At 63.5% G+C, this 26,355-nt stretch carries 26 protein-coding genes, 2 tRNA genes and 1 other RNA gene; 7 read left to right on the forward strand and 22 right to left on the reverse strand.

Translation table 11 applies throughout. The features are described from left to right. Positions 1 to 132: 132 nt before the first annotated feature. Together EWV37_RS08525 and EWV37_RS08530 are read right to left on the reverse strand one after the other, a co-directional pair. Positions 133 to 1,194: a glycosyltransferase family 4 protein gene (locus tag EWV37_RS08525; protein WP_095798419.1), complete on the reverse strand. Its 1,062-nt coding sequence runs from the start codon at positions 1,192 to 1,194 to the stop codon at positions 133 to 135. After that, positions 1,191 to 2,252 (reverse strand): glycosyltransferase, encoded by a 1,062-nt coding sequence (locus EWV37_RS08530; protein WP_095798418.1) that lies wholly within the window; start codon positions 2,250 to 2,252, stop codon positions 1,191 to 1,193. Before EWV37_RS08530 ends, EWV37_RS08525 begins: the two co-directional genes overlap by 4 nt. Before the next feature lie 206 nt (positions 2,253 to 2,458). On the opposite strand from EWV37_RS08530, the gene def reads away from it, so the two are divergent. Further along, positions 2,459 to 3,028 carry a peptide deformylase gene (gene def / locus EWV37_RS08535; RefSeq protein WP_095798417.1) on the forward strand — a complete coding sequence of 190 codons (570 nt, stop codon included), beginning with the start codon at positions 2,459 to 2,461 and terminating at the stop codon, positions 3,026 to 3,028. Between the two features lie 81 nt (positions 3,029 to 3,109). On the opposite strand, the gene EWV37_RS08540 is transcribed toward def, so the two are convergent. The 4 genes from EWV37_RS08540 to EWV37_RS08555 form a co-directional block, all read right to left on the reverse strand. Next, positions 3,110 to 3,892, reverse strand: a complete 783-nt coding sequence (locus EWV37_RS08540; protein ID WP_129701037.1) for a YaaA family protein — start codon at positions 3,890 to 3,892, stop codon at positions 3,110 to 3,112. Positions 3,893 to 3,905: 13 nt separating this feature from the next. Then, positions 3,906 to 4,280, reverse strand: an RNA gene (gene rnpB, locus EWV37_RS08545) — RNase P RNA component class A. A gap of 59 nt (positions 4,281 to 4,339) precedes the next feature. Then, entirely contained in the window at positions 4,340 to 5,068 is a 729-nt protein-coding gene (locus EWV37_RS08550) for a zinc ribbon domain-containing protein (protein WP_129701039.1), read from the reverse strand. After that, on the reverse strand, positions 5,065 to 5,988 hold the full coding sequence (locus EWV37_RS08555; RefSeq protein WP_193554311.1) for a Nif3-like dinuclear metal center hexameric protein: 924 nt from the start codon (positions 5,986 to 5,988) through the stop codon (positions 5,065 to 5,067). The genes EWV37_RS08550 and EWV37_RS08555 overlap by 4 nt, the downstream gene beginning before the upstream one ends. Positions 5,989 to 6,058: 70 nt before the next feature. Between EWV37_RS08555 and msrA the strand changes: the two genes are divergently transcribed. The 3 genes from msrA (at position 6,059) to epsC (ending at position 8,439) form a co-directional block, all read left to right on the forward strand. After that, positions 6,059 to 6,598: a peptide-methionine (S)-S-oxide reductase MsrA gene (gene msrA, locus EWV37_RS08560; RefSeq protein WP_129701041.1), complete on the forward strand. Its 540-nt coding sequence runs from the start codon at positions 6,059 to 6,061 to the stop codon at positions 6,596 to 6,598. Positions 6,599 to 6,684: 86 nt separating this feature from the next. Then, positions 6,685 to 7,620, forward strand: a complete 936-nt coding sequence (gene cysK, locus EWV37_RS08565; RefSeq protein ID WP_095798413.1) for a cysteine synthase A — start codon at positions 6,685 to 6,687, stop codon at positions 7,618 to 7,620. A gap of 234 nt (positions 7,621 to 7,854) precedes the next feature. After that, complete coding sequence (gene epsC / locus EWV37_RS08570) at positions 7,855 to 8,439, forward strand: serine O-acetyltransferase EpsC (RefSeq protein WP_095798412.1); 585 nt, start codon at positions 7,855 to 7,857, stop codon at positions 8,437 to 8,439. 92 nt (positions 8,440 to 8,531) lie between these two features. Here the strand turns inward: epsC and gndA are convergent, their stop codons facing one another. Together gndA and EWV37_RS15485 are read right to left on the reverse strand one after the other, a co-directional pair. After that, positions 8,532 to 9,989: an NADP-dependent phosphogluconate dehydrogenase gene (gndA, locus tag EWV37_RS08575; RefSeq protein WP_095798411.1), complete on the reverse strand. Its 1,458-nt coding sequence runs from the start codon at positions 9,987 to 9,989 to the stop codon at positions 8,532 to 8,534. 108 nt (positions 9,990 to 10,097) lie between these two features. Then, a tRNA-OTHER gene (locus EWV37_RS15485) sits at positions 10,098 to 10,168 on the reverse strand. Positions 10,169 to 10,451: 283 nt separating this feature from the next. Between EWV37_RS15485 and EWV37_RS08580 the strand changes: the two genes are divergently transcribed. Further along, a complete protein-coding gene (locus EWV37_RS08580; RefSeq protein ID WP_095798410.1) occupies positions 10,452 to 10,661 on the forward strand; it encodes a hypothetical protein in 210 nt (69 codons plus the stop codon). A 125-nt stretch (positions 10,662 to 10,786) separates the two neighbouring features. Continuing rightward, positions 10,787 to 10,859: transfer RNA gene (locus EWV37_RS08585), tRNA-Val, on the forward strand. 144 nt (positions 10,860 to 11,003) lie between these two features. On the opposite strand, the gene EWV37_RS08590 is transcribed toward EWV37_RS08585, so the two are convergent. Then, complete coding sequence (locus EWV37_RS08590; protein ID WP_129701044.1) at positions 11,004 to 11,459, reverse strand: ester cyclase; 456 nt, start codon at positions 11,457 to 11,459, stop codon at positions 11,004 to 11,006. 208 nt (positions 11,460 to 11,667) lie between these two features. Here EWV37_RS08590 and EWV37_RS08595 point away from each other — a divergent pair, with 208 nt between their 5' ends. Continuing rightward, the gene (locus EWV37_RS08595; RefSeq protein WP_238663176.1) at positions 11,668 to 12,360 is read left to right on the forward strand and encodes a histidine phosphatase family protein; all 693 of its coding nucleotides are present in this window, start codon (positions 11,668 to 11,670) and stop codon (positions 12,358 to 12,360) included. A 4-nt stretch (positions 12,361 to 12,364) separates the two neighbouring features. Here the strand turns inward: EWV37_RS08595 and EWV37_RS08600 are convergent, their stop codons facing one another. The 13 genes from EWV37_RS08600 to ftsZ all read right to left on the reverse strand — a co-directional run bounded on the left by EWV37_RS08600 (position 12,365) and on the right by ftsZ (position 26,187). Next, on the reverse strand, positions 12,365 to 13,387 hold the full coding sequence (locus tag EWV37_RS08600; protein ID WP_095798408.1) for a zinc-dependent alcohol dehydrogenase family protein: 1,023 nt from the start codon (positions 13,385 to 13,387) through the stop codon (positions 12,365 to 12,367). A 70-nt stretch (positions 13,388 to 13,457) separates the two neighbouring features. Beyond that, entirely contained in the window at positions 13,458 to 14,030 is a 573-nt protein-coding gene (locus EWV37_RS08605) for a hypothetical protein (RefSeq protein WP_095798407.1), read from the reverse strand. 70 nt (positions 14,031 to 14,100) lie between these two features. Continuing rightward, positions 14,101 to 14,766 carry a transcriptional regulator NrdR gene (gene nrdR, locus EWV37_RS08610; protein WP_095798406.1) on the reverse strand — a complete coding sequence of 222 codons (666 nt, stop codon included), beginning with the start codon at positions 14,764 to 14,766 and terminating at the stop codon, positions 14,101 to 14,103. Between the two features lie 3 nt (positions 14,767 to 14,769). After that, positions 14,770 to 16,149, reverse strand: a complete 1,380-nt coding sequence (gene hisD / locus EWV37_RS08615) for a histidinol dehydrogenase (RefSeq protein ID WP_095798405.1) — start codon at positions 16,147 to 16,149, stop codon at positions 14,770 to 14,772. Between the two features lie 96 nt (positions 16,150 to 16,245). Further along, on the reverse strand, positions 16,246 to 19,740 hold the full coding sequence (dnaE, locus tag EWV37_RS08620; protein ID WP_238663185.1) for a DNA polymerase III subunit alpha: 3,495 nt from the start codon (positions 19,738 to 19,740) through the stop codon (positions 16,246 to 16,248). A 205-nt stretch (positions 19,741 to 19,945) separates the two neighbouring features. Beyond that, positions 19,946 to 20,923, reverse strand: coding sequence for an RluA family pseudouridine synthase (locus tag EWV37_RS08625; RefSeq protein WP_129701048.1), 978 nt, complete (start codon positions 20,921 to 20,923; stop codon positions 19,946 to 19,948). After that, positions 20,916 to 21,518, reverse strand: coding sequence for a signal peptidase II (gene lspA, locus EWV37_RS08630; RefSeq protein ID WP_165189334.1), 603 nt, complete (start codon positions 21,516 to 21,518; stop codon positions 20,916 to 20,918). The genes EWV37_RS08625 and lspA overlap by 8 nt, the downstream gene beginning before the upstream one ends. A gap of 6 nt (positions 21,519 to 21,524) precedes the next feature. After that, on the reverse strand, positions 21,525 to 22,223 hold the full coding sequence (locus tag EWV37_RS08635) for a DivIVA domain-containing protein (RefSeq protein WP_129701050.1): 699 nt from the start codon (positions 22,221 to 22,223) through the stop codon (positions 21,525 to 21,527). 120 nt (positions 22,224 to 22,343) lie between these two features. Next, a complete protein-coding gene (locus tag EWV37_RS08640) occupies positions 22,344 to 22,640 on the reverse strand; it encodes a YggT family protein (RefSeq protein ID WP_129701052.1) in 297 nt (98 codons plus the stop codon). Between the two features lie 2 nt (positions 22,641 to 22,642). After that, positions 22,643 to 23,167 (reverse strand): cell division protein SepF, encoded by a 525-nt coding sequence (locus EWV37_RS08645; RefSeq protein ID WP_095798400.1) that lies wholly within the window; start codon positions 23,165 to 23,167, stop codon positions 22,643 to 22,645. 63 nt (positions 23,168 to 23,230) lie between these two features. Further along, positions 23,231 to 24,037 carry a YggS family pyridoxal phosphate-dependent enzyme gene (locus tag EWV37_RS08650; RefSeq protein ID WP_129701172.1) on the reverse strand — a complete coding sequence of 269 codons (807 nt, stop codon included), beginning with the start codon at positions 24,035 to 24,037 and terminating at the stop codon, positions 23,231 to 23,233. A 17-nt stretch (positions 24,038 to 24,054) separates the two neighbouring features. Then, complete coding sequence (locus EWV37_RS08655; protein ID WP_129701054.1) at positions 24,055 to 24,831, reverse strand: purine nucleoside phosphorylase YfiH/LACC1 family protein; 777 nt, start codon at positions 24,829 to 24,831, stop codon at positions 24,055 to 24,057. Positions 24,832 to 24,939: 108 nt separating this feature from the next. After that, complete coding sequence (gene ftsZ, locus EWV37_RS08660) at positions 24,940 to 26,187, reverse strand: cell division protein FtsZ (protein ID WP_016995772.1); 1,248 nt, start codon at positions 26,185 to 26,187, stop codon at positions 24,940 to 24,942. Between the last annotated feature and the right edge of the window lie 168 nt (positions 26,188 to 26,355).

Consider the following 26,355-nt stretch of genomic DNA (forward strand, 5'->3'; position numbering starts at 1 on the left):
TGCACCATTGACCGGGCCAATTCTCCGGGGCCGTCAAGGAACTGAATCCGATTACGGGGACCTCAAGTTGACGAGCGATTCCCGTCGCGCGAGTCCGGTGGCCCAGTCCCTGATGGTGAATGTAGTACCCGATCATCGGGCAACCAGCTCCCGGTACAGGTCCACGTACTGATCCACGGTGGCGTCCAAGGAACACCGAGCGCGAGCGTGCTCGCGTACCGTGGCGCGATCCATGGCCACCACGCCGTCGAGGGCGCGGGCGGCCGCGGTGACGGTCTGCTCCTCGGTGGCCTCGGGGAGCACGGACCGACCACCCGGTGCCTGCACCACTTCAGCGAGGCCACCGCGAGCAATCGCCAGCACCGGAGTACCGCATGCCATGCTTTCCGCGGCGACCAGCCCGTAGGGTTCTTCCCACTGCGGAGTCACCAAGCACGCCGCACTGTGGGAGACCAGGTGATGTAGTTCATCCGGTTCCAGGTGCCCCGCGTAGGTGATGTCCTCCGACAGCAGCGGCTTCAACTGTGATTCGTAGTACTCCTGGTTGGAGAGTGGTCCCGCGATGCGCAGTTTCCATCCGGCTTCCCGGGCGATCATCGCGGCAAGGTGGGGGGCCTTCTCCGGAACGATACGCCCGGACCAGACCAGCGAATCCCCGCCCGGTCCCAGGGACCAATGATCCAGGTCCACACCGTTGGGAATCACGCGCGCGGCGGTGACATCGCGCCACATGTGGGCGATCGATGAACTCACGGCGGCAGTCGTGACACCCGGGCTCAACCGCAGGGCCGGTTCCATCCACGGGGTGTTGGGCGTGTGGAGTGTCGTGAGGAAGGGCTGCCTGAGTGATTGGGCCATGGCGATGGGCAGGTAGTGGAGCGAGTTGTTGTGGACCACGTCAATGTCATCGCGCTGTGCCAGTGCGGTCATCACCTGCAGGTAGGAAATGGTCTCCCGCACTTGCCCCTCGGGTGGCATCGACACGTCGTTGCGAGCCTGTTCACTGAGCGAGACCGGTTCCACGGCCAATTCTTCGGCTTCCAGGGCCGGATCGCTGCCGGGCGCGGCAAAGACCACCACGTCGATCCCTCGTTCGCGCAGTCCCTTGGCCAGGTACCACGTGAAAGATTCCAGCCCACCGGCAAAGGGGGCTGCGATCGGGAATCGGTCGTGTGCGAGCAAAGCAATTTTCATGAAGGTCTCCCCGCCACTGCTGTTCGATAAATCTCGTCGTGTGCGCGAGCGATCTCTCGTCGCTGCGCCATGCGTTCCTCGCGGGTTGCCCGCCACGGCCCCAGTTTCTCGACCTCGTCCAATGCCGCGGCTATCTGACCCGCCTCCGGCTGACCTTCGTCAGTCCAGTCGAAGCTCAAGACACCCGGATGCTGCTGGTGGTAGAACCCCACCGACGGTGCCAGCACGCGGGTACCCAGGTCGTAGCAAGCTTCGAGCCAGCCCGAATGAGTCCCGAACCGATACGCCAATACGGATAGATCCAGTCCGGCAATGTAGTCCCACAGATCGTCATCGGTGTAGAAGTCGTGAACGTGTACTCGGACATCTTCACGTTCCTGCACGGTCCGTAAGAGCTGCGCGACCTCGGCGTTGTAGTGGGTCCCCTCGGAGCGCACCACATCCGTGTGAACGTCAATGAGCAGGTTCATGTCCCGGTCGCGAATCTCGTCCAACAGGGTTCGAAGCACCGGCATCGGATTCATGTTGGTGCGCATGCTTTTGAGGTGCAAACCCACGGTCACGCAGCGGTGTTCGGGCCGCGGTCGATCCAGCAGGTCGAGGGGCACGATGTGCGGATGCGGGATCACCGTGGCCGTTCGACCCCAGCGCCGCTCGATCTCGTCCGCCGCACCCCGGGTGAGGGTGATGAGCTGGTCCGCTTGGGGAATCAGGACGTCGAGGGCCGCATCCTGAATTGCGGGATCCACCTGGTGAGGATTGCGCAGATCATGGACCGTGTAGACGAACGGCTTGGCGTGGGCGTGCAACGCGGACACAATGCGTTCGAGCTCCGCTGGGGCCACGGCATCAAAGCCGAAATGCAAATGAAAGACATCGAACTGGTGGGCGTGTTCGTTGATCCATTCCACGTCCAACATGACCAGGGGCCACCAGGGCGCACCGGGAACGGAGCGCTCCGGTGTGGGGTCGGGAAGTCGATAGACGCCGTCCGAGGTGTCGGGGTCGGCCAGGTGTTGGATGTACACGTGTCCGTGCGGTGCTGACGCAACCCTCACTCGGACGTTCCTCCTTAGGTTCAGACAATTTGGCCCACCGGCCAGTTCAGCCCGTAGAGCGCGCACGACACCACACCCCTGTGGGGGAGATATTCAGCGGGCTTAATGTTAGCCGGACGAAGGAGCATCCCGTGACATGCCCGGTCTCGCGATATATTGACGTGCGGATCACCCGCCCCCGATTGCACCGCGTGAGGAACATCAGTATGGCCATTCGCCCCATCGTCATGACCGGGAATCCGGTGCTTCACCGCCCAGCGGCGAAGGTCACCGAGTTCAATGACGAACTGCGCGAGCTGATAGCGGACATGTACGAGACCATGGACGCGGCTCACGGAGTAGGCCTTGCTGCTCCCCAGATCGGCGTGGGGCTACGCATCTTCACCTACGTCTTCGACAACGAGGACGGCGTGGCACCTCGCGGCGTGCTCGTGAACCCGGTGCTCACCACGGGAAAGATCTCCGAGCTCGCCCCGGACCCGGATGAAGAAGCCGAGGGTTGTCTGTCCGTGCCCGGTTATTCATGGCCCTTGAAGCGCGCGGACTGGGTTCGCATTGCGGGCCAGGACGAGAACGGCGACCCCGTCGGATTCGAGGCCAACGGCTGGTTCGCTCGCGTGATGCAACACGAGTACGACCACCTGGACGGCAAGCTCTACGTGGACCGTCTCAACACCAGATGGGGCAAAAAAGCCAAGAAGGCCATCAAGAACGAAGCTTGGTCCACCGATTCCACCTGGCTACCCGGTGAGGACGAGGACCCGTTCGGTCACTGATCACAGGGAACTGACTCGAATCGGGCACCCGTTCATCGGGTCCCGGGTCAACGCAGTCCTGGATTGCGCGGCCCATGGCCGTTACACGGTCGGGGGATCCAGTACCACGGTGAGCGTTCCGGCCTTGCGCGCGGTGGGCTCGGTCAGTTCGACCCTCCAGCGCTTACTCAGGGCATCCCGAACGGCATGCACGGTTTCGAACGCGCCGTGCTCGGCCTCGTACTCACACAGGAACCGGGCCACCAGACCCCGTGTGTACTTCGCGTTGTGGGAGACCACGGAGCGTTTGCCCGCCTCGTTGAGCTGTTCGACGCGCACCGCAATGGTCTCCGCCGCGGGCGCCTTCCACGCCGCGGCGTAGGCGGCAGACCGGCAATCCACAATGACCTGATCGGTTGCCACTCGATCCAACACCGGGGACAGCCGCGGTTTCCACCACGTATTGAGTTTCCCGTGCCGGGGCAGATCCGTGCCCATCGACAGGCGGTACGCGGGAATGTGATCGCTCGGCCGTACCGCACCCCACAAGGCGGAAATCACCATCAGCGACCGTTCCGCAACCTCGTGTGCGGCCGCGGAGAGAGAATCAGCGTCGAGGGCGTCATAAAGCACCCCGGAGTACACGGACAGTGCCGGCGCGGTTGGTGCGGTGGGAAGCTCACGGTTGCGAGCGACGTCGGTAGCCAAGGACTCCCCCACGCCCAGGACGGACAGCGCGTTCTTCTGCCCGCTGACGCGAGCCAGCGTGGTTGCCAAGTGGTCGCGGTCTTTTGTCAGTTCGGGAAAGCTCAGTGTGTCCAATGACACGGGATCGCCGCTGACGGGAGCGGTCTTGGACTCGGATGGGGGTAGCAGAATCAGCACCCCAGAAGTCTAGGGGACAGGCGGGCCTATGAGCCGGGTTCTGTGCCGCGGCCGGTTACCCGAGCCGCGGTGGTGACCATCCATCTAGGCCGTGCGTTGCCGCACGGCTCAAGCAGCCTACCCGGGCGCTCGGGCGAGCAGCCCTCGAACGCACCCTGCATGGCCTTGCTCCGGATGGGGTTTACCAAGCCGCACCGGTCACCCGGCACGCTGGTGGTCTCTTACACCACCTTTTCACCCTGACCCGCTCGAGGCGGGCGGTCTATTTTCTGTGGCACTGTCCTGCGGGTTTCCCCGAGTGGGCGTTACCCACCATCCAGCTCTGCGGAGCCCGGACTTTCCTCGAGACGCGCCTTTCGATGCGCCGCGCGGTCACCCGGCCCGCCTGTCCAGCGTCGATCCTACCGCGCCGTGCGCGTCCCCCGATTCACGCCGGATCGAACGGCCTCACCGGACCAACAGCGCGGAACACTCAATACAGGTGGGAATGCTGCCCGCCGGAGTATGGGCGATGGTTTCTGCATCCCCCGGGCTCATGTGCGTACCACACGCTCCGCAGGTGTCACGTTCGAAGCGCGCGACGGCGATTCGACCACCGCCCCGCGCGTTGCGCAGCGAGTCATATCGCTTGACCAGGGCGTCATCGCCCACCGCGCTCACCCGTCCGGGTCGTTGCGCGGTGAGCTCCTGGTGGCGTTCCTTCAACGCGGCGAGGTCTTGGTCCCGCTGCGCGACGGCCTCCTTGGCCTGCGCATCCGCGGCCCGCAGCAGGGGCAGTTTCTGTTCCCGGTCCGCAGCGACGGCCTCTGCGTGCTCCATTGCTTGGTACTGGGCGTTCTCGGCCTCGCCGCGCTGCTTGGTGAGCGTGTCGATCTCGTGCTGAATCCCCATCAGGTCCTTGGCGGTGCCACCGTGATTCAGTCGCTCGGTGTCCCGGTCGATCTTGACCTGGATCTCCCGCACCTTGGCCTCCGCGGTGTCGACGCCGCTCGCAGCCTCCTTGCCTCGGGCGTCCAATTGCTTGGCCGCCTCAATAGCCTGGGTGCGGCGTGCCAATAGCGCTTTCACATGCTCGGATTCTTGCAGGGACTTTGCTTTGACCATGATTCCGTGCAGTTCGGAGTCCACCGTTTGCAGGCCCAAGAGCGCGGTCAAGGCAGGATGTTGCTCGGTCATGAGGTCTCTCCTGAAGTGAGATTCGGCGTTGAATCGGAGTCGGGTGAGGCTACGCGGAAATCCCACGGGTCGGTGCGCAGGTCGCTGACGTACACCTCTACGTCAAGTCCCTGGGCGGCGAGCGCTCGCTGCAGGTCTTCGGCTCCCCACGGAAGCCACAGAGCCTCGCTCGCGGAGTGGGCGGCGTCGATCAGTGCCGGTGTGCCCTTCTCCCCCGGTCCCAGGGCCTGTTCGCGAGCCTCGGATGCGGGGTGATGACGCAGGTCGGCGGTGACGTACACGTCCGCACCGGAGGATCGCACCGTGTGGAAGAGCGAGTCGCCGGAGCCACCACACACTGCGATGGTGGTGACCATTCGGTCCGGATCACCGGCGATGCGCAGCCCCTGGGCAGTACCGGGGATGTTCGTCGCCAGGCGTTGGGCCAATTCTCGTAGCGTGACGCTACGAGTCAGGGTGCCCACTCGACCCAGCCCCGCGTTCGGGTCCGTGGCGTCCGGGACGAGCGGTGCGGCGTCGTCGGGATTGACCCCCGCCGCAGCGATCAAGGCGTCTGATACGCCTCGACGGGCGGAATCCGCGTTGGTGTGGCAGGCCAGGAGTGCACAGCGGTTCTCGATCAGGTCGTGGATGACCTTGCCCTTGAAACCCTCGGCCGCAACGGAGGTGACCCCGCGGATGAGCAGGGGGTGATGGGTGATCAGCAGATCGGCGTCGAGGGCGATGGCCTCTTCGGCCACCGCGGCGACCGGATCCACCGCAAATTGGATGCGTCGCACGGGCTGATCAGGACGGCCCGTGACCAAGCCGGACGCGTCCCAGTCCTCCTGGAGCCGGAACGGCCACAGTGAATCCGCAGCGGCCACCACCTGGGCAAGCGTGGGAATCGTACGGTCCTGCGATTGAGCCTCAGACGTCATGGAACCATCCTAGGAGCGACGGCAACTTCCGGCGCGGGAATTGTGCGGCGGTTTGCGCGTTATATGGACTATGAGTTCTTCCTCAACCGAAACCTTTGTGCTCGCCGGCGGTTGCTTCTGGTGCCTGGATGCCGTCTACCGCCGTGTTCGCGGTGTGCTGGATGTCCGCAGTGTGTACACCGGAGGCCAGACCGAACACCCCGATTACGAATCCGTGTGCTCCGGCACCACAGGTCACGCTGAAGCCGTGGTGGTCACCTTCGACCCCATGATCGTTCCGGCTGACGTGATCCTGGACCTGTTCTTCACCGGTCACGATCCGACCACGTTGAATCGGCAAGGTTACGACGTTGGCACGCAGTACCGCTCCGCAATGTTCCCCGCCAACGAGCAGCAGCGCACACTGTTCGAACAGGCCATCAACAAGGCACAGCCGCTGTTCCAGGACCCGATCGTCACGACCATCGAGGAACCGCAGAAGCTGTGGGAGGCCGAGGATTTCCACCAGGACTTCTACGGCAACCAGCCGTTCAACGGCTACTGCCAGGTGATCATCAACCCCAAGCTGGCCAAGGTCCGCAAAGATTACGCTGTATGGCTAACTCACTGAGATCCACCCAACACCGGCGCTAGGCTGAAAATCAGTTCTGTGCTGACACACCTCCGAGCACGAATCTACGACAGGAGAGAACATCCATGGGCAAGATTTATGACAACGTCACCGAGATCGTCGGCGGCACTCCCCTGGTCCGCTTGAACCAGCTGGACAAGGACCTTCCCGGCAACGTTGCCGTCAAGCTCGAGTTCTACAACCCCGCCAACTCGGTCAAGGACCGGATCGGTAAGGCCATCATCGACGCCGCCGAGGCCTCCGGTGAACTCAAGCCCGGCGGCACCGTGGTGGAAGGCACTTCCGGTAACACCGGTATCGCCCTGGCCATGGTGGGCGCGGCCCGCGGTTACAAGGTCATCCTGACCATGCCCGAGACCATGTCCACCGAGCGTCGCGTCATGCTGCGCGCTTACGGTGCGGAGATCGTGCTGACCCCGGGTGCCGAAGGTATGCGCGGTGCTGTGGACAAGGCCCAGGAGATTGTCGATGCCTCGGACAACGCTGTGCTGGCCCGTCAGTTCGCCAATCCCGCGAACGTGGATGTCCACTACGGCACCACCGGCCCGGAAATCTGGGAAGATACCTCAGGCCAGGTGGACGTGTTCGTGGCTGGCATCGGAACCGGCGGGACCATTTCCGGAGCAGGTAAATACTTGCGCGAGCAGAAGCCTGACATCCGTCTGGTAGCGGTTGAGCCCGCCGATTCCCCGCTACTGACCGAGGGCAAGGCCGGTCCCCACAAGATCCAGGGTCTCGGCGCAAACTTCATTCCCGACATCCTCGACCGCGACATCTACGACGACGTCTACGACGTCACCGTGGAAGACTCCGTGTCCACCGCTCGTGATCTGGGTTCCCGAGAAGGCATCCTGGGCGGCATCTCGTCCGGAGCCATCGTGTGGGCCGCCCTTGAGGAAGCCGCAAAGGAAGAGAACCGCGACAAGTTGATCGTGGCGGTCGTGTGCGACTTCGGTGAGCGCTACATCTCCACCATCCTCTACGAAGACATCCGCGGCTGATTCGACCCCACTTCGCATGATTTGAAAACACACGCGCGGCGGGCGGCCCACAAGGTCGCTGCCGCGCGTGTGTTTTCGCATCCTCCCCGTCATGACCTGTGCAAACTCGTGCCCAGGGTCGGGCGGGAATAGCATGAAGGTTCTGTAGCGTTGGCACGAAGGACGCCCCGGCGTCAGCTACATCACGAGATCATTGGGCCCTGACACGGGGCGGAGCAGAAGAGGTACGGACACGTGAGCTTTTGGCGCAGACTCAAGGAAGATCTCGAAACTGCCCGCAGCCACGATCCCGCGGCGCGTTCCAATGTGGAGGTCGCGCTGAACTATTCGGGGCTGCACGCCATCTGGGCGCACCGGCTCTCACACATGCTGTGGCAGGACCCCAATAAGCGTCTGCTGGCTCGCACGGTGTCCCAGGCAGCCCGGTGGGCTACGGGTGTGGAGATCCACCCGGGTGCCACGATCGGACGGCGCTTCTTCATCGACCACGGCATGGGTGTGGTGATCGGTGAGACCGCCGAGATCGGTGAAGACGTCATGATTTACCACGGTGTCACCCTGGGTGGCCGCTCCCTGGAACCGGTCAAGCGCCACCCCACCATTGGCGACCGCGTGACCATCGGCGCGGGTGCCAAGATTCTCGGCCCCCTGGTCGTGGGCGCGGATTCGGCCGTGGGAGCGAACGCCGTGGTCGTCAAGGACGTTCCCGAGGATTCGATCGTCACGGGCATCCCGGGCAAGATTCGCCAGCGGACTCCCGAGAAGCAGGAGCCCCTGGTGGACCCTTCCAGCTACATCGATCCCGCAATGTGGATCTGATGCACTAGTTTTTCCCGGTATTCCGACGCCGCGGGCCACCTTTCGTACGAAAGGTGGCCCGCGGCGTCGTCGTTGGTTCTACTGCGTACGAATCAGGAGACGACCTCTGAACGATCGCCGCTCCACAGGACGTGGAACGAGCTCTCGGGATCGTCCACGCGCTTGTAGGTGTGCGCGCCGAAGTAATCGCGCAGGCCCTGGGTGAGGGCGGCGTTGAGGCGCGGGCGGCGCAGCGCGTCGTAATAGGCCAGCGCCGAGGAGAAGACCGGGGCCGGGATGCCGCGCTCGACCGCGCGAGCGACCACGCGGCGCCATGCGGGCAGGCAGTCTTCCATGGCTGCGACGAACTCGGGAGCGAACAGCAGGTTCAGCGGATCCTTGTCCCCCGCGTAGGCCTCCATGATCACGTTGAGCAACTCGGCGCGAATGATGCAGCCTTCGCGCCACAGACTCGCGATGGTCGCGAGGTTCAGGTCCCAGCCGTACTCGCGGCCGGCCATGGTCAGCATGTCCAGGCCCTGGGCGTAGGAGACCAGCTTGGATGCGTAGAGCGCCTTGCGGACGTCTTCCACGAACTCGGGATCCTTGACCACGTCCTCGGTGGTGTCACCGATTCCTGCGGGCAGGGTTTCCTGAGCTTCGCGGCGCATCTCCGGCTCGGAGGATGAGAGCGCGCGGGCGAACACTGACTCGGCAATGGCCGTGACCGGGGAGCCCAACTCGAGAGCCTCTTGCACGGTCCAGCGACCGGTGCCTTTCTGGCCGGCGGCGTCCGCAATGATGTCGATGAACGGTTTGCCCGTCTTGGAATCCACCTGGCGCAGCACGTGAGCGGTGATCTCGATGAGGTAGGAGGAAAGCTCGGTCTTGTTCCATTCATCGAACACGACCGCCTGCTCAGCGGGTTCCAGGCCGGCCACCGAACGCAACAACTCGTGGGCCTCGCCGATGACCTGCATATCCGCGTACTCGATGCCGTTGTGGACCATCTTGACGAAGTGTCCGGCACCGTCCGTGTCGATCCACGCGCAGCACGGCTTGCCATCGTTGGCCTTGGCGGAAATGTCCTCGAGCATGGGGCCCAGGGTCTTGTAGGACTCCTCGGAACCACCGGGCATGATGGACGGGCCGTTCAGGGCACCCTCTTCACCGCCGGAGACGCCAATCCCCACGAAGTGCAGGCCGTTCTCCGCGCATTCACGCTCACGACGGCGCGTGTCCTGGAAGTAGGAGTTGCCGCCATCAATGATGATGTCGCCTTCGTCGAGCAGCGGGGTGAGCTGTTCGATCACGGAATCCACGGGCTCGCCGGCCTTGACCATCACCAGGATGCGACGGGGTCGCTCCAGGGAATCCACGAGTTCCTGCATGGTTTCCGTACGGATGAAATCGCCCTCGGAACCATGTTCCTTGATGAGAGCGTCCGTCTTACCCACGGAACGGTTGTGGAGGGCCACGGTGTAGCCGTGGCGAGCAAAATTGCGGGCAAGGTTCGCGCCCATCACCGCGAGGCCGGTGACACCAATCTGAGCTTTCTTATCTTCAGCCATGGCACAAGCCTACGCACCGTGCGGGGGTCTGAGCAGGGATTGCCCTTTGTTCCCACGCTCACAATTGGGCATGAGAAAACCCCGGACCGTTTGGGTCCGGGGTTTCAGTGGTGGAGACCGACGGAATCGAACCGCCGTATCTGTCACGCCCGAAGGCGATCTAGCGCACCAGCGTCCCCTGGTTCGAAAGCACCTCTCGGCGCGTTCGTGACTACAACGTTAACGCATGGTTGCCCTTTTGTGCCACTCCAAGGGGTGTTAACCGACTCACAAAGTGCACGCGGATAAGCTGCCGCCCGTGAGAATTCCAGCGAAAGCCGAAGCTATTGCCCGCGCAACGTCACTCCAATGGGCGGACTGGGCCTCATTGTTGACCGGCGCCGGAGGGGCATCCCTATCTCACGCGCAACTGGCAGAGGTGTCACTCCAGAACATGCCCGAGGCTGTTACGAACCCCGGCTGGTGGGCGAGCCCCGAACGTCCGTGACGGAGAAGTGGTGGCGCTGGCGCAGGGATCTCTCCGACGGTTCCCGCGCGGCAGTGGAAATCACGCGCAAACCCGACGGTCGAACGCTGGTCACGCTGACTCATTCGAAGCTCTCGGGCACCGAGTCCATCGCTCACCGGAAACTCGTCTGGAAACCGTTGTCGCAGCAGATCAGCAGTGAGTAAATGCGTGATCAACGACACATAACCGAACGTTCGGTTGCAGTTGTCAGAAGTTACCTACGTGCAGGTAAGCTATACCCCAATCGGGTGCTGGCAGCTGTATCAGTTATGTCCACCCGATTATAAAAGGGCCTTTAGCTCAGCTGGTAGAGCGCTACGTTTACACCGTAGATGTCATCGGTTCGATCCCGGTAGGGCCCACCGAATGAATGCAGAAGAGACCACCGAGGGGTGGTCTCTTCTGCATTTCCGGGTCGTATGCCGTTATCTGACCTTAACGACGGGTAATCGGCATAGCTCCCTCAGCGCTGGCTCTTACTCATGGGCGCTCCCTTGGTGCTTTGATCAGGACTGGGATGTCAGTCGGCCCAGGACACCCGTTTGGGCCAGCAGAGCGAATCGGTCCGGCACTCCCCAGTGCTCGACGATCTGCCCGTCCATGACGCGGGCTACGTCGATCACGGTGAAGTCCACTTCACAACCGGTGGGTGGTCCGAAAAATGGACCTGTATTAGTGCCGTGCCCATGAGCACGGACCCAGACTGTGTCACCTTGTGGGCCAGGAGTCGTTGTTGAATCTTCAATGGTGAACTTGATGTCCGGAAAGGCTCCGTGCACATCCACCATGGCGGCTTTCACATGCTCAATAGCTTCCGCGCCGGTGCCCGCCAAGCCGAATTGGTGATCGATCATGTCCGGGGAACATAACTCATCCGCCACTGCCCCGTCACCGGTGGCGAAACCTTCCTCGAACATTCGTTGCATGACCCGGACCGGATCGTTGGTGCCATTCTCATTCATGGCGTTCTCCGTTCAAGTGGGCTGTCCCACGCACGGCAAGGCAACCGATGGTTGATGCCTTTGACAGTAGACCTGCGGTGACGGCGCCACCAGAGATTCCCTCGCCGGGTGAACTTGACCTCGGTTTCGCCTGGCACACAACACCGGTCAGAATGGTGGAATACGCGTTGGGCCGCGCAGTCTCGGTTCACGCTCCCACCATCGAAAGGTGATTTCACTCTTGCGGCTCATTCTCGTTCGACACGGTCAGACCAGCTCCAATGTCGGTCATTGCTTGGACACCGCGGAACCCGGTGCAGATCTGACGGAGCTCGGACGAGAACAGGCCGAAGCGCTCGTGGACACATTAGGGAGCGAACCAGTCCGAGCGATGTTCGTGTCCAACCTCGTGAGAACGCAGCAGACCGCCGCTCCCCTGGCACGACATTTCAGGCTCGAGCCGATCGTCCGTGAAGGTCTCCGAGAGATCTCGGCGGGTGACCTGGAAATGGCCAACGACGAGGAATCGATTCAGACGTACGTCCGCACCGCCGTGGGCTGGTCCGCGGGTAACTGGAACGCTCGCATCCCGGGCTCCGAAGAGGACGGCCACGACGTGATCCGGCGATTCGACGCCGTCGTGTCGGAAGCCATCGACAGCGCAGCAGACGGAGACGTCCCCATCCTCGTGTCCCACGGTGCCATCATCCGTGCCTGGACTGCGGCCCGGTGCGAGAACATCGGCGTGGATTTCGTGGCGCACAACGCACTGTCCAACACCGGTGCCGTGGTGATCGAGGGCTCCGAAGACCGCTGGCTGGTGACGCACTGGCTGGTGACGCACTGGCAGGAGCAGGCCCTGGGCGGGGCGCCGTTCGAGGACCCCGCGACCGACGGTGCGGCAGCGGATCCCGTCCGCTGACCGCTCAAACGGTTAGCAACACCTTGGTGGCTCGGCGTTCGTCCATGGCCGTGTAGCCCTCCGCGGCCAGTTCCAACGGCAGTGTCAGGTCGAAGACGTCACCCGGGGTGATCTGACCCTTCATGATCAGGTCGATCAGTTCTGGCAGGAACCGTCGCACCGGAGCGGGGCCTCCGTGCAGGTGCACCTCGGACATGAACAACTGTCCACCGTCGATGGACACACCGTGTGAGACGCCCACGAATCCCACGTGCCCACCCGGACGCGTGGACTTGATGGCCTGTTGCATGGCTTCTTGCGTTCCCACAGCCTCGATGACGCAGTGCGCGCCCAGTCCCCCGATCAGTTCTTTGATTTTCTCGACGCCGTCGTCGCCGCGTTCCTCGACGATGTCGGTGGCGCCAAACTTGGTGGCCAGGGCTTGGCGATTCTTGTGTCGGCTCATGGCAATGATGCGCTCGGCGCCCAGCTGCTTGGCGGCGAGAACCCCGGAAAGGCCCACGGCGCCGTCGCCGACCACCGCTACCGTCTTGCCCGGCCCAACCTCGGCGGCCACGGCGGCGAACCAGCCCGTGCCCAGGACGTCGGATGCAGCCAGCAAGTGCGGAATCTGCTCGTCGGTCGGCTGGGACGGGGTGGCGACCAAAGTGCCGTCGGCCAGGGGAATGCGTGCGTATTCGGACTGCGTGCCGATTCCGCCCATGCCCACGTTGTTGACGCAGCGGCTCTGGTAACCGTCCTGGCAGATTTCGCACGTGTTGTCCGAGGCGAAGAAAGAGCCGATCACGAAATCCCCGACCTTCAGGTTCTTGACGTCGGCACCGATGTGCTCGACCACGCCCACGTACTCATGCCCCATGGGTGCGGGTTCGGAGATATCGCCGTAGCCGCGGTAGGGCCACAGATCGGAACCACAAATGCAGGTGGCCGCCATTCGAATGATGGCATCCGTGGGTTCTTCGATGACCGGGTCCGGGCGATCTTCGACTCGGATATCACCGGGGGCGTGAATCATGACACCGCGCATAACGAGACTCTCCTTGAATTAGTGTGCGCCGTATTCTTACCGGTCAGGCTGCGAATTCCCCGAACGGCGCCTAGAGGTGTGTGTCGTCGATCCAGCGATTGAATTTCATGCGTAGCGCGCGGTCCAACCCGGCCAGGATGCCGCCGATCTGCAGGGCAGTGTTCAGCCAGCCCGGCAGGTCGAACGTGGGAACGGTGAAGTCGAGCAGCCGTCCCAGAAAATTCAGGAGTTCCGGAATCTGGGTCACCAGAGCCAGGACCAACACAATCCAGGAACAAGCGGAAATGATCCTGTCAGCCGTCGGGTGATTGGCCGAGAATTTCGCACGCCGGTCCTCGCCCGTCCCCGCGCTTGGCCGGAATGATTCGGCGCGACGGCCGTCCAGATAAACCAGCCGCACGTATTGCATCCCGTACAGGGACAAAGCCGCTTCCACGGTCGCGTAATCGTCCACGCGCAATCGGGCGGGCGAGCTGTCTACTGCCACAAACTTGCCGTCCCGGTACAACCGGATCTTCTCCGAGAAATCGAAGAAGTCCACGTCCGCAACCAGTAATGAGCCCCGGTACTCCAGCTCGAAGGTCGACCGCCAGAGCCAGTCCCACTTCTTGTATGGCGGAAGGTGTTCCGGATTCTTGGCCACGCACGTTCCCTTCGGCACCGGGGGTTCAACTGGGACTTCTGTTGCCCAGACTAGGCGAAGGTTGACGAGGCTAGAGCAAACGCGGCTGCGTTGCCGCCTCCTGTTGCTTCTTGGCGGCGCGCTTTCGACGCGGCTTGGGTTCGCTCTCCCCCGCCTCATTCGCCGTTGCCGGCGACGACGCCGCTGCGGTTCCTTGCGATGGCTTGCGCGCCGGGCGGCGTCGTGCGGCGGCCGGTGCGGTGGTCCGACGGGACGTGTCCGGCACCAGGGTCTGCTGGCCGGCCAGTTCCGCTTGCTGCTCGCGCAGCACGTCGATGGCGCGCTCGAAGTCCTCGAGACCCTCGAAGGCCTGGTACACCGAGGCGAACCGCAAGTAGGCCACCACGTCCAGGCGCCGCAGCGGGGTGAGGATCGCCAGGCCCACATCGTGGGCGTCGATCTCGGCTGAACCGGAGGCGCGCACCGATTCTTCGACCTCTTGAGCGAGCATCGCCAGGTCGTCCTCGCTCACCGGACGACCCTGGCACGCCTTGCGCACGCCGTTCACGATGTTCTGGCGGTCGAACGGCTCGGTGACGCCGGAGCGTTTGATCACCGAGATCGAGGTGGTTTCCAACGTGGAGAATCGTCGCCCGCACTCCGTGCACTGACGGCGCCGTCGAATGGCGGTGCCGTCATCGGTGGTGCGGGAATCGACCACCTTGGAGTCATTGTGTCGGCAGAACGGGCAGTGCACGGATCAGCCTTCCCGGCCGGATGCTTCGGAGCGGATGGTCACGGCCCGGCCGTGGGCGGGCAGATCTTCGCTCGTGGCCAGTGCCACGATGTCGTCCTCGAGCTCGGCCAAGGCGTCCCGGCTGTACTCGATGACCTGCACGGCCTTCATGAACGACGCCGCGTGCAGACCCGAATTGAACACCGCGGTACCGCCTGTGGGCAGCACGTGGTTGGAGCCGGCCGCGTAGTCGCCCAGCGGGACGGGGCTGTAGGAGCCGATGAAGATGGCCCCGGCGTTGCGCACTCGACCCGCTACCTCGCGAGCGTTCTCGGTGTGGATTTCGAGGTGCTCGGCGGCGTAGGCATCGGCCACTTCGATGGAGCGGTCCAGGTTGTCCGTGAGCACCACACCGGACTGGGGGCCGCGCAGGGCAATCCCGATGCGTTCGTGGTGCTTCGCCTCGGCGACTTGAGGGGCCAACTCGGCTTCGACGGCTTGGGCGAACTCGAAAGAATCGGTGATCAGTACCGAACCCGCATCCGGATCATGTTCGGCCTGGGAAATCAGGTCTGCCGCGACAAAACGAGCGTCGGCGCTGTCATCGGCAATGATCGCGATCTCGGTGGTGCCTGCCTCAGCGTCCACGCCCACGATGGAGCGCAGCTGACGCTTGGCCATCGCCACGAAGATATTGCCCGGACCGGTCACCGTGTTCACGGGTTCCAGCTCATCCTGGCCGTCAGTCAGGCCGTAGGCCATGGCGGCCAGCGACTGCGCACCACCGATGGCCCAGACCTCATCCACTCCGAGTAGACCAGCTGCGGCGAGAATGACGGGGTGCGGGAGGCCACCGAAGTCCTTTTGCGGCGGGGTGCACAGCACCACGGACTCCACGCCGGCCGCCTGCGCGGGCACGACGTTCATGATCACGGACGAGGGGTACACGGCCAGCCCGCCGGGAATGTAGAGGCCCGCACGCTTGACCGGGGTCCAACGGTGGTTCAGGACGGCACCGGGCGCGATCTCCACCTCGACGTCCGCCGGGCGTTGGGCCTTGGCGAAGCGACGTGTCCGGTCGATGGCGGTTTCCAGGCCCTTGCGCACGGCGGGATCCAGCTCGGCAACGGCCTTCTGGATCTCTGCCGGATCAACCTTGATCCGGCCCTGGTCCACGCCGTCGAACTTCTGGGCGTACTCGCGGATCGCGGCAGCGCCGTTGGTCTGAACGTTCTCAATGATCGATCGCACGCTGGCTTCGGCCTCCGCCACGGACGACGCCGTCTGCCGGGGTACCGCATGACGCAGCTCGTTCCAGCTCAGGTGCTGTCCGCGCAGGTCAATGACCCGCAGGAAGCCGGAGGGAGTGGTTGCGGTTGCAGAATCCAGGGTTTGTTCAGTCACCCTTCCATTCTACAAGCGCGCGGCCACAGCCCCGGGTATCCCCGGCCCTGGATACTCGAGGCACCAATCGCACGCGCCTGACCTCCAGATGCCCGGTTACGCCTCCAGGCAGGCCGGTCCCAACAGCACCTTGAGATCCCCGAACAACGCCGGAGTGGGATTCACCCGATAATCAGGGCCCAGCCGAAGCACTTGCAGTGACCGGTGGGTGTCCAGGTGAATGCGCACTTCAGACTCGCCGCGGTGATTGCGCAGCACCTCCCCGATCTGGCGGATGGTGGCTTCCGTGGCGCGGTGCTCCGGCAATGCCACGCACACCGGGCCGGCCGAGCCATCCATACTGAGTTCCGGAACCGTGAGTTCCTGCGCGGAGATCGAGGTGGACCCGTCGTCGCGGCGCTGCATACGGCCCTTGATCACACAGATCAGGTCCTCCGCGAGCACCCCGGCAATCGGAGCGTAGGCCTTGCCGAAGAACATGATCTCGATGGAACCCGAGCGGTCCTCGAGCTCGATCCGGGCGTACGCGTTACCCGAGGTCTTGGCAATGCGTCGCGAGAGAGAGGTGATCATGCCACCCACGGTGACAATGGCACCGTCGGGCCGGTTGTTGTCATCGGACAACAGCGGCTGGATGGCCGTGTCCGTGTACTGGCTCAGGGCGTCGTCGAGCCCGCGCAATGGGTGGTCCGAGACGTACAAGCCCAGCATCTCGCGCTCGAAGGCGAGCATGTCCTTGCGCTCCCACTCGGGGACGTCGGGAACCTCGACCGAGAACGTGTCGCTCTCGGGATCGTCGGAACCGCCCATCGCGAAGAGATCGAAGGTGAATTCGCCGTTGTCTTCCTTCTTCTTCTGGGCGACCACGTCTTCCACGGCCTGCTCGTGACACATGACCAGGCCGCGTCGGGTGTGTCCGAGTTGATCGAACGCGCCAGCCTTGATCATGGACTCGATGGTGCGCTTATTGCAGACCACCGCGGGCACCTTGGCCAGGAAGTCGTTGAACGACGTGAAGCGTTCCTTCTCGTTGCGGGCGTTGACCATCGCCTGGACCACGTTGGCACCCACGTTGCGCACGGCTCCCATGCCGAACCGGATGTCCGTGCCCACAGGAGTGAAGTTCAGCTCGGACTCGTTGACGTCCGGCGGGAGCACCGTGATGCCCATGTGGCGGCACTCGGTGAGGTAGAGGGCCAGCTTGTCCTTGTCGTCGCCCACAGAGGTGAGCAGTGCCGCCATGTATTCGGCCGGGTAGTGCGCCTTGAGGTAGGCGGTCCAGTAGGACACCAGACCGTAAGCAGCGGAGTGCGCTTTGTTGAACGCGTAGTCGGAGAACGGGAGCAGGATGTCCCACAGCGACTTGATGGCCGCCTCGGAGTACCCGCGGTCGATCATGCCCTGGTGGAAGCCCTTGTACTGCTTGTCCAGCTCCGACTTCTTCTTCTTACCCATGGCGCGGCGCAGAATGTCCGCCTGGCCCAACGAGTAGCCGGCCACCTTCTGAGCGATCGCCATCACCTGCTCCTGATACACGATCAGGCCGTAGGTCGTATCAAGAATCTCCGCGAGCGGTTCTTCCAGCTCAGGGTGGATGGGCGTGATCTCCTGCGCACCGTTCTTACGAAGCGCGTAATTGGTGTGCGAGTTCGCGCCCATGGGACCCGGACGGTACAGGGCGATGGTCGCGGAAATGTCCTCGAAGTTGTCCGGGCGCATCAGCTTGAGCAACTGGCGCATGGGCCCGCCGTCCAGCTGGAACACGCCCAGCGTCTCACCGCGGGCCAGCAGGTCGTAGGACTCCTTGTCGTCCACGTCCAGCTGCTCCAGATCGAGCACGAAACCGTCCCTGTTAAGGGTGATGTTCTCGATGGCGTCCGAGATGATCGTGAGGTTTCGCAGCCCCAGAAAGTCCATCTTGATCAGGCCCAAGCCCTCACATGTGGGGTAATCGAACTGGGTGATCACCTGGCCGTCCTGCTCGCGGCGCATGAGCGGGATGATGTCGATGAGCGGGTCCGAGGACATGATCACACCCGCCGCGTGCACACCCCACTGACGCTTGAGCCCTTCCAGGCCCTGCGCGGTTTCGAAGACCTTCATGGACTCCGGATCATCGGCCAGGGTGTCCCGGAGCTCGCCGGCCTCGTCGTAGCGCTTGGCGTCCTGGTCGTAGACGTCCTTGAGCGAAATGCCCTTGCCCATGACGTCCGGCGGCATGGCCTTGGTGAGCTTCTCACCCATCGAGAACGGGTAACCGAGCACGCGGGATGAGTCCTTGAGCGCCTGCTTGGCCTTAATGGTGCCGTAGGTGACGATCATGGCCACGCGCTCGTCGCCGTACTTCTCGGTCACGTAGTGGATGACCTCGGAACGGCGCCGATCATCGAAGTCCACGTCGAAGTCAGGCATGGACACGCGGTCCGGGTTGAGGAAGCGCTCGAAGATCAGTCCGTGCTGGAGCGGGTTGAGCTCCGTGATACGCATGGCGTACGCGACCATGGAACCGGCGCCGGAACCACGCCCGGGCCCCACGCGGATACCGTTGTCCTTGGCCCAGTTGATGAAGTCGGCCACGACCAGGAAGTACCCCGGGAAGCCCATCTGGATGATGATGCCCTTCTCGTACTCCGCTTGCTCGCGGACATCATCCGGGATGCCACTCGGGAACCGGTAGTGCAGCCCCTTTTCGACTTCTTTGACGAACCAGGACTCTTCGTTCTCGCCCTCGGGAACGGGGAATCGGGGCATGTAGTTGGCGGTGGTGTCGAACTCCACGTTGCAGCGCTCGGCGATTTCCAGCGTGTTGTCGCAGGCCTCAGGGAAATCGCGGAACAGCTCGCGCATCTGCTCCGGGGATTTGAGGTAGAACTCGTCCGCGTCGAATTTGAAACGCTTGGGATCCTGCAGTGTGGAACCCGACTGCACGCACAGCAGCGCGGCGTGGGACTTGGCATCCTCCGCGTGGGTGTAGTGCAAATCGTTGGTGGCCACGAGCGGCAGGTTGAGTTCCTTGGCGAGCTTCAACAGGTCCTGCGTGACACGCTTCTCGATGCCCAGACCGTGGTCCATGAGCTCGCAGTAGAAGTTCTCGGCGCCGAAGATATCGCGGTACTCGGCGGCCGCCTGCACGGCCTGGTCGTACTGTCCCAGGCGCAGGCGGGTCTGCACCTCACCGGACGGGCAACCGGTGGTCGCAATCAGGCCCTTGCCGTATTGGTTCAGCAGCTCCCGGTCCATACGCGGTTTGTAGAGCTGACCTTCCAAGGATGCCTTGGTCGAGGCGCGGAAGAGGTTCTGCATACCCTGGCTCGTTTCGGCCAGCAGCGTCATGTGGGTGTACGCGCCGCCACCGGAAACGTCGTCACGGCCACCGTCCGCAAATTTCACGCGTGTTCGATCCTGACGGGCGGTGCCCGGGGTCAGGTACGCTTCCACGCCGATGATCGGTTTGATCCCGGCGCTACGGGCGCGGTTCCAGAAATCGAACGCACCGAACACGAACCCGTGGTCCGTTGTCGCCAGCGAGTCCATGCCCTGCCGGTGGCATTCCTCGAACAAATCGTCCAGGCGCGCTGCACCGTCGAGCATCGAGTACTCGGTGTGTACGTGGAGGTGGGTAAAGCCTTTTTTGCCGGTCGCCGTGGTCACCGGACCAGTCTAGGGCGGGTCACCGACAACCTCACGTTCCGGCGGGCGCGATCTATGCCTCATCCCCGCAACCCCCGCCGACGACGCCGCTCACCCGCCCAGTTGCCCTCGGTCACGGATCGTTCCGACCACGGTCCCGGCGCGTTCAGAGTTGCGGTCCGCCATCCCTGAGTGTTTCTACGGCAAACGCGAGGTCCGCGGGATACGCGCTTTCGTATTCCACGTACTCCCCCGTTTCCGGGTGGGCAAAACCGAGCTTCTTGGCGTGCAACCACTGCCGGGTGAGCCCGAGCCCTGCCGAGAGCGCTGGATCTGCTCCGTACGTCAGGTCCCCCGCACACGCGTGCTTGAGGGCGGAGAAGTGAACGCGAATCTGGTGGGTGCGTCCGGTTTCCAGGTGCACCTCCACCAACGATGCGCGTCCGAAGGCTTCCAGCACCTCGTAGTGGGTGATGGAATCACGGCCGTCTTCGAGCACGGCGAAACGCCATTCGTGTCCGGGGTGACGACCAATGGGTGCATCTATGGTGCCCTTGAGCGGATCAGGAATTCCCTGCACCACCGTGTGGTACACCTTGGTCACCGTGCGTTCCTTGAAGGCCCTTTTGAGCACGGAGTACGCGTTCTCGTTGCGAGCCACGACCATCAGCCCGGAGGTTCCCACGTCCAGGCGGTGCACGATCCCCTGCCGCTCGGGTGCGCCCGACGTGGAAATGGACACTCCCGCTCCGGCCAACGCCCCAACCACTGTGGGTCCCTTCCACCCGGGTGACGGGTGGGCTGCGACACCCGCCGGCTTGTCGACCACCACGTAGCTGGGCGTCACGTGAACCAGCTGCAGATCGGCCACATGCTGGGGTGCGATGCGCGTGGGATCCTCAGGTACCGGGACCTCCACCGCGTAGGTCTCCGACGTCTCCACGCGGTGGGACTTGGCCACCGGCCGCCCCTTGAACAGCACACGGTCGTCGGCGCACAACTGGGCCGCCGCGGACCGTGACAGGCCCGTCCAAGCCGCGACGGCGGCGTCGGCGCGGGCACCGTCGAGTGCGTCGGACACGGTGAAGCGCTCGGCGACGAACTCGGGTTCGGAACCTGTGGGACGGGTGCGGGAGTCAGTCATTCTTGGGGGTGGGTCCTTCGGTCTCTGGTTCCTGCGTGGCGGATTGGTCGGCCTTGACGCCGCGATGCCCAGCGGGCTGCGTCAGGTCCCGGTCGCCCAGGATCAGGACCATGATCACCGCAATACCCACGACCACGCCGCAATCGGCAAGGTTGAAGATCGCGAAGTTCGGCACGGCGATGAAATCGACCACGTGCCCCTGACCGAAACTCGGCTCGCGGAACAAGCGGTCGGTGAGATTACCCGCGGCGCCGCCTAGCACTAGACCCAGGCCCACGGCCCAGAAAGAGTGCCGAACCTTGCGCAGGGTGAAGGCGATGAACATGACCACCACGGCCATCACCACCGTGAAGATCCATGTGAAATCCGACCCCAGTGAGAAGGCCGCGCCACCGTTGCGGATGTGCTGCCACCACAGCAGTCCCGGAATCACCGGGAACTGCTGGCCCAGGGGCAGTTCGGCCACGACCCATAGCTTGGTGAGCTGATCGGCACCATAGATCAGCGCGGCGACGAGCAAGGACAGAATGAGGCAGCGGCGGCCCCGACCCGAAGGTGTGGGAGCCGCCGCTGTCTCGCGAGCTTGATGCGACACCGAGTGTTACTTGACCACGGTGCGGTTCGAAGCGTTACCGGACGGCGCGTTGCTGGGAGCCAATGAACCGGTGGAGTCGATGTCACGCAGCTGACCGTTAATGAAGTTCTTGAGGTTGCTGCGGTAATCGCGTTCGAAAGTACGCAGTTCGCTGACGGAAGCTTCCAGACGGGACTTTTCCTTCTCCAGCGTGGAGAGAGTCTCTTCCTTGGTGCGCTTGCCATCGGAAACGAGCTTGTCGGCCTGGGTGCGGCCTTCGGAGATGAGACGTTCGCGCTCGGAACGACCCTGCGCCACGTACTCGTCGTGGAGCTTCTGGGCCATGGCGAGCACGCCCGCGGCGGACTGGGCAGATTCGGTGCCGGGCTGGCCTGCATCCGTGGTGGTACCCGCAGTTGCCGTCGCGGTGGGAGCCGCAGCGGAAGCAGGAGTAGTGGTCTCGCGAACCTCGCTGGTCTCGGAGACCTCCACGGTTTCCTTGGGTGCAACCGGAGCGGAAACAGCGGAGTCGCTGCGACCCTCAGTCGCCGCCTGGCCACCGGAGGTTTCGACCTCCTTGCGCAGGTCCTCGTTCTCCTGGTTCAGACGACGCAGTTCAACCACGATCTCGTCCAGGAAGTCATCGACCTCGTCCTGGTCGTATCCCTCGCGGAACTTGGTGGGCTGGAACCGCTTATTAATGACGTCTTCTGGTGTCAAAGTCATGTGAGTGCTTCACTCCTACTTCTAATCAAGCCGCGAATGCCAGGCCTCGGTCAAGATATCTAACGCTAAGGATACAACTACGGCGTAACCAACGCGCGGTGATCGGGGTATCACCGCAACTTAACCCCGCAAGAGCATTCCCCAAAGGATCGATTGAATGATGCTCACGGCGAAGACCAAGATCAGGAAACCCAGGTCCAGCGCGACACCACCGAATCGCAACGGTGGCACCACCCGTCGCAACAAATTCATGGGCGGGTCCGTGACCGAGTAGATCAACGACGCCGCAATCAGCACGATGCCCTGAGGTCGCCAGTTCCGGGCGAACATCTGCACCCAGTCCAGCACGAGACGGCCCAGCAACGCCACATAGACTAGGTGGACCACCAGGTACAGAACGGAGATGAGAAGATCCACGATCAGCCCTCAGCCTGTCCGTAGGACTCCGTGTCCTCGTCAATGTCACTCGTGTGGCCCTGATCGCGCACCTCGACGTACGAGGGGGTTAGCAAGAACACCTTGGCAGTGACACGTTCGATGGAACCGTGCAGGGCGAACACCAAACCGGCGGCGAAGTCCACCAGGCGCTTGGCCTCGGCCTCGCCCATGTCCGACACATTCATGATCACGGGGGTGCCGTCACGGAACGCTTCACCGATCGACTTGGCGTCGTTGTAGGAGCGGGGGTGCACAGTGGTGATGGTGCGCAATTCGCTGTCGTCCTCTCGGGAACTGGGAGCCCTTCTAATGGGCGTCACGGGGGCTCGATACTCCGCGGAACGGCGCGCCACGGCACCGTTTCCGCTGTCACCGACCACTGCGGTGGAACCGCTTGCCGGTGCCTGCGTGACTTCCCGGGGACGGCTGGTCTCTTCGGAGGTGTAGTCGTCGTCGGTCTCGGCGAGGCCGAGATAAATCATGGTACGACGCAGCGCTCCGGCCATAGTCTCTCCTCAATCACTGGACGGGTGACAGAAATGTCACCCGCGAAATTATCTCTCATTACGCTACCGCACGGCGGGACGCGGCCCGAGGACATCCGAGCCGATGCGCACGTGAGTGGCTCCCGCTGCCACGGCGGCCTCCAGGTCCCGGCTCATGCCCGCCGAGACGGCGGTGGCCCCGGGATGCTCTCTCTGCAATTGCTGGGAGATCTCCCACAGTCGTTCGAAAGACTCACGGGGGTCGCCCTCCTTGGGGGCCACAGCCATCACTCCCGCAAGTTCCAGCCCGTCGGTGTCGACGATCAGCCGTGCGAGCTCGGCCACCCGAGCCGGGTGCGCTCCACCTCGCTGGGAATCTTCCTCCGCCTCCGGGTCCAGGTTCACCTGGATGCAACACTTCAGGTCGGCGGTCGCTGCGGGGCCCGGGGCGACGTCGTTCTGGTCCACGGCGGCGCGATGGTTACCCACGGCCTTACCCAGGGCAACGACCAGTGACTCTCGATCCACAGAGTGCACCCAGCTTGCGTAGCGCACCACCCGCTTGGCCTTATTGGACTGGAGTTGCCCGATGAAATGCCACACGGGCTCGCTCGTGTCCGCTTCCCGCTCGGTCAAAGACTCGGACACCTCCTGCGACTTGGGCAGGGCTTCTTGGTCCTTGTTCTCGCCGACGGCGCGCACCCCCAGATCCCGCAGCCTCACCACATCTTGGGCGGGGAAGAATTTTGTCACCACGATCAGTGAGGGCAGTTCACCACCGTGGGCGCGGTCCTCCGTCCGTTGCTCTGCCGCCTCGAGAATGCGCTGTCTCACCGCGGACAGGCGCTGGGCCAGTTCGGCGGTGCGCGCACCGTCATCGGTGCTCTGCATCTGGTCTTCGGAATGCGTCACGGAGTGTCCTTTCCCGCGGAGGTGGTTGCCGAAGGTACCCAAACAACACCCGCAAGGCGAGAGGTCGTCTTGTCGCGCCGGTACGAATAGAGCACATCGTGTTCCAGGGTGCACCATTCGGAACGATCGGCACTGCTCTCGCTCACCCTGACGTCTAGACCGTCGAGCAGCGTGCGGGCGGCTCCAGGCAGATCGAGCCCGGGGGTCTGCCACGAGGTTACGGTCTCGATCCCGGGCAGCAGGTCAGCCGACTCGGTACGCATGTCATCGGGGACTTCGTAGCACGAGCCGCAAATCGCGGGCCCCACCCACGCCGTGATGGATTCAGCACCGCGCTCGCGCAGTTCTCGAACAGTGTTCTGAAGTACACCGTCCAGCAGGCCCCGCCGGCCGGCGTGCGCCACGGCCGTGAGAGGGACGGTCATCTCGGCCCGTTCGGCGACGAAAACGACCGGAAGACAGTCCGCGGTGAGTACGGCCAGGGGTGTGCCATCATCGCTGATCGCCGCGTCCGCTTCGGGAGCTTCAGGGGCGTTCGACATCTCCTGGCCATTCGAGTGGTCGGTGGTACCGGTCGAGAAGGACACCACGGTGGTCCCGTGAACCTGACGCATGAATCTCAAGGACCCCGCGGGCAGTCCTAGCGTCACTTCGAGCGCGGCCCGATGGGCCGCTACCTCCGAGGGGTCCTCCCCGGTGTGCGCCGCAACATTTCCCTCGTCCGCGTCCGTGAACGCAATGGCCGCACCCGCGTGCCGGTCGGTGAACCACACGACCCATCATCTCCTCACCACATGACAACGGGGTGGGTACCGCTTGGCGATACCCACCCCGTGATCCAATCTTTCGGGGGTCAACCCGGCGGGCAGAACCCGCTCAACTCACTTCAGGAAGTCCGGGAAATCCAGGGAATCCTTGCGGGACGAGTTGGATGACGAGTTCGAGGACTCGCCCTCGGCGGGCAGATCGACGTCGAAGCCGGCGTCATCCGGGATGTCGTCTTCCTGCGACTGGCGGGAGCCGAAGGACTGCGAGTTGTTGTTGCCGTAGGAAGAGCCACCGCGCTGCGGGGAACGACCCACGCCCGAGGGACGCGACGCGTCGCCGCCGAAGGCAGCACGGGTGTTGGCCGCCTGACGCTCCGCCGGGGAGGAGTTGTTGGCGTTGGTCTCCTGCGAGACGGAATCGAAACCGGCGGCGATCACGGTGACGCGGGCCTGATCACCCAGGGCGTCGTCAATCACGGCGCCGAAGATGATGTTGGCCTCGGGGTGAGCCACTTCCTGGACGAGGCGAGCGGCCTCGTTGATCTCGAACAAACCAAGGTCGGAGCCACCCTGGATGGACAGCAACACGCCGTGAGCTCCGTCAATGGATGCCTCGAGCAGCGGGGACGCAATGGCGAGTTCGGCAGCCTTGACGGCGCGATCTTCACCCTGCGCCGAGCCGATGCCCATGAGTGCCGAACCGGCCCCCTGCATGACGGATTTGACGTCCGCGAAGTCCAGGTTGATCAGGCCCGGGGTGGTGATCAAATCGGTGATGCCGGAGACACCGGACAGCAGAACCTGGTCCGCGGACTTGAAGGCATCCAGCATGGATACGTTGCGGTCCGAGATGGAGAGCAGACGATCGTTGGGGATCACGATGAGCGTGTCCACTTCGTCGCGCAGGGTCTCGATGCCGTTCTCAGCCTGGTTGGAACGGCGACGTCCCTCGAAGGTGAACGGGCGGGTGACCACACCGATGGTCAAGGCACCCAGCGAGCGAGCGATGCGAGCGACGACCGGCGCGCCACCGGTGCCGGTGCCGCCGCCTTCACCGGCGGTCACGAAGACCATGTCAGCTCCCTTGAGCACTTCCTGGATTTCTTCTTCGTGGTCCTCGGCAGCCTGGCGTCCGACATCCGGGTTGGCTCCGGCGCCGAGGCCCCGGGTCAGTTCACGACCGACGTCGAGCTTGACGTCTGCGTCCGACATCAGCAGTGCTTGTGCATCGGTGTTGATGGCGATGAACTCAACGCCGCGCAGACCTTCCTCGATCATGCGGTTGACAGCGTTGACACCGCCGCCGCCGATGCCGACCACCTTGATGACAGCCAAGTAGTTCTGGGGGGTTGAGGAGTCCATATGCACCTAACTCGCGTGGGGCTTACCGACAACCGTTCCGCTCATCCAATAAGTTCAAGAATTACTTGAGACTTGAGCGATTTATGCGCAAACGGGTATGTCGCATTTCATGTCGACCTTAGAGTACCAATCACCTGCGCGTTCTCCATATCACGACCGTTTGTGTTT

Origin of the sequence: Kocuria carniphila (genome assembly GCF_004136555.1) — a bacterium.
Taxonomy (GTDB): domain Bacteria; phylum Actinomycetota; class Actinomycetes; order Actinomycetales; family Micrococcaceae; genus Kocuria; species Kocuria carniphila.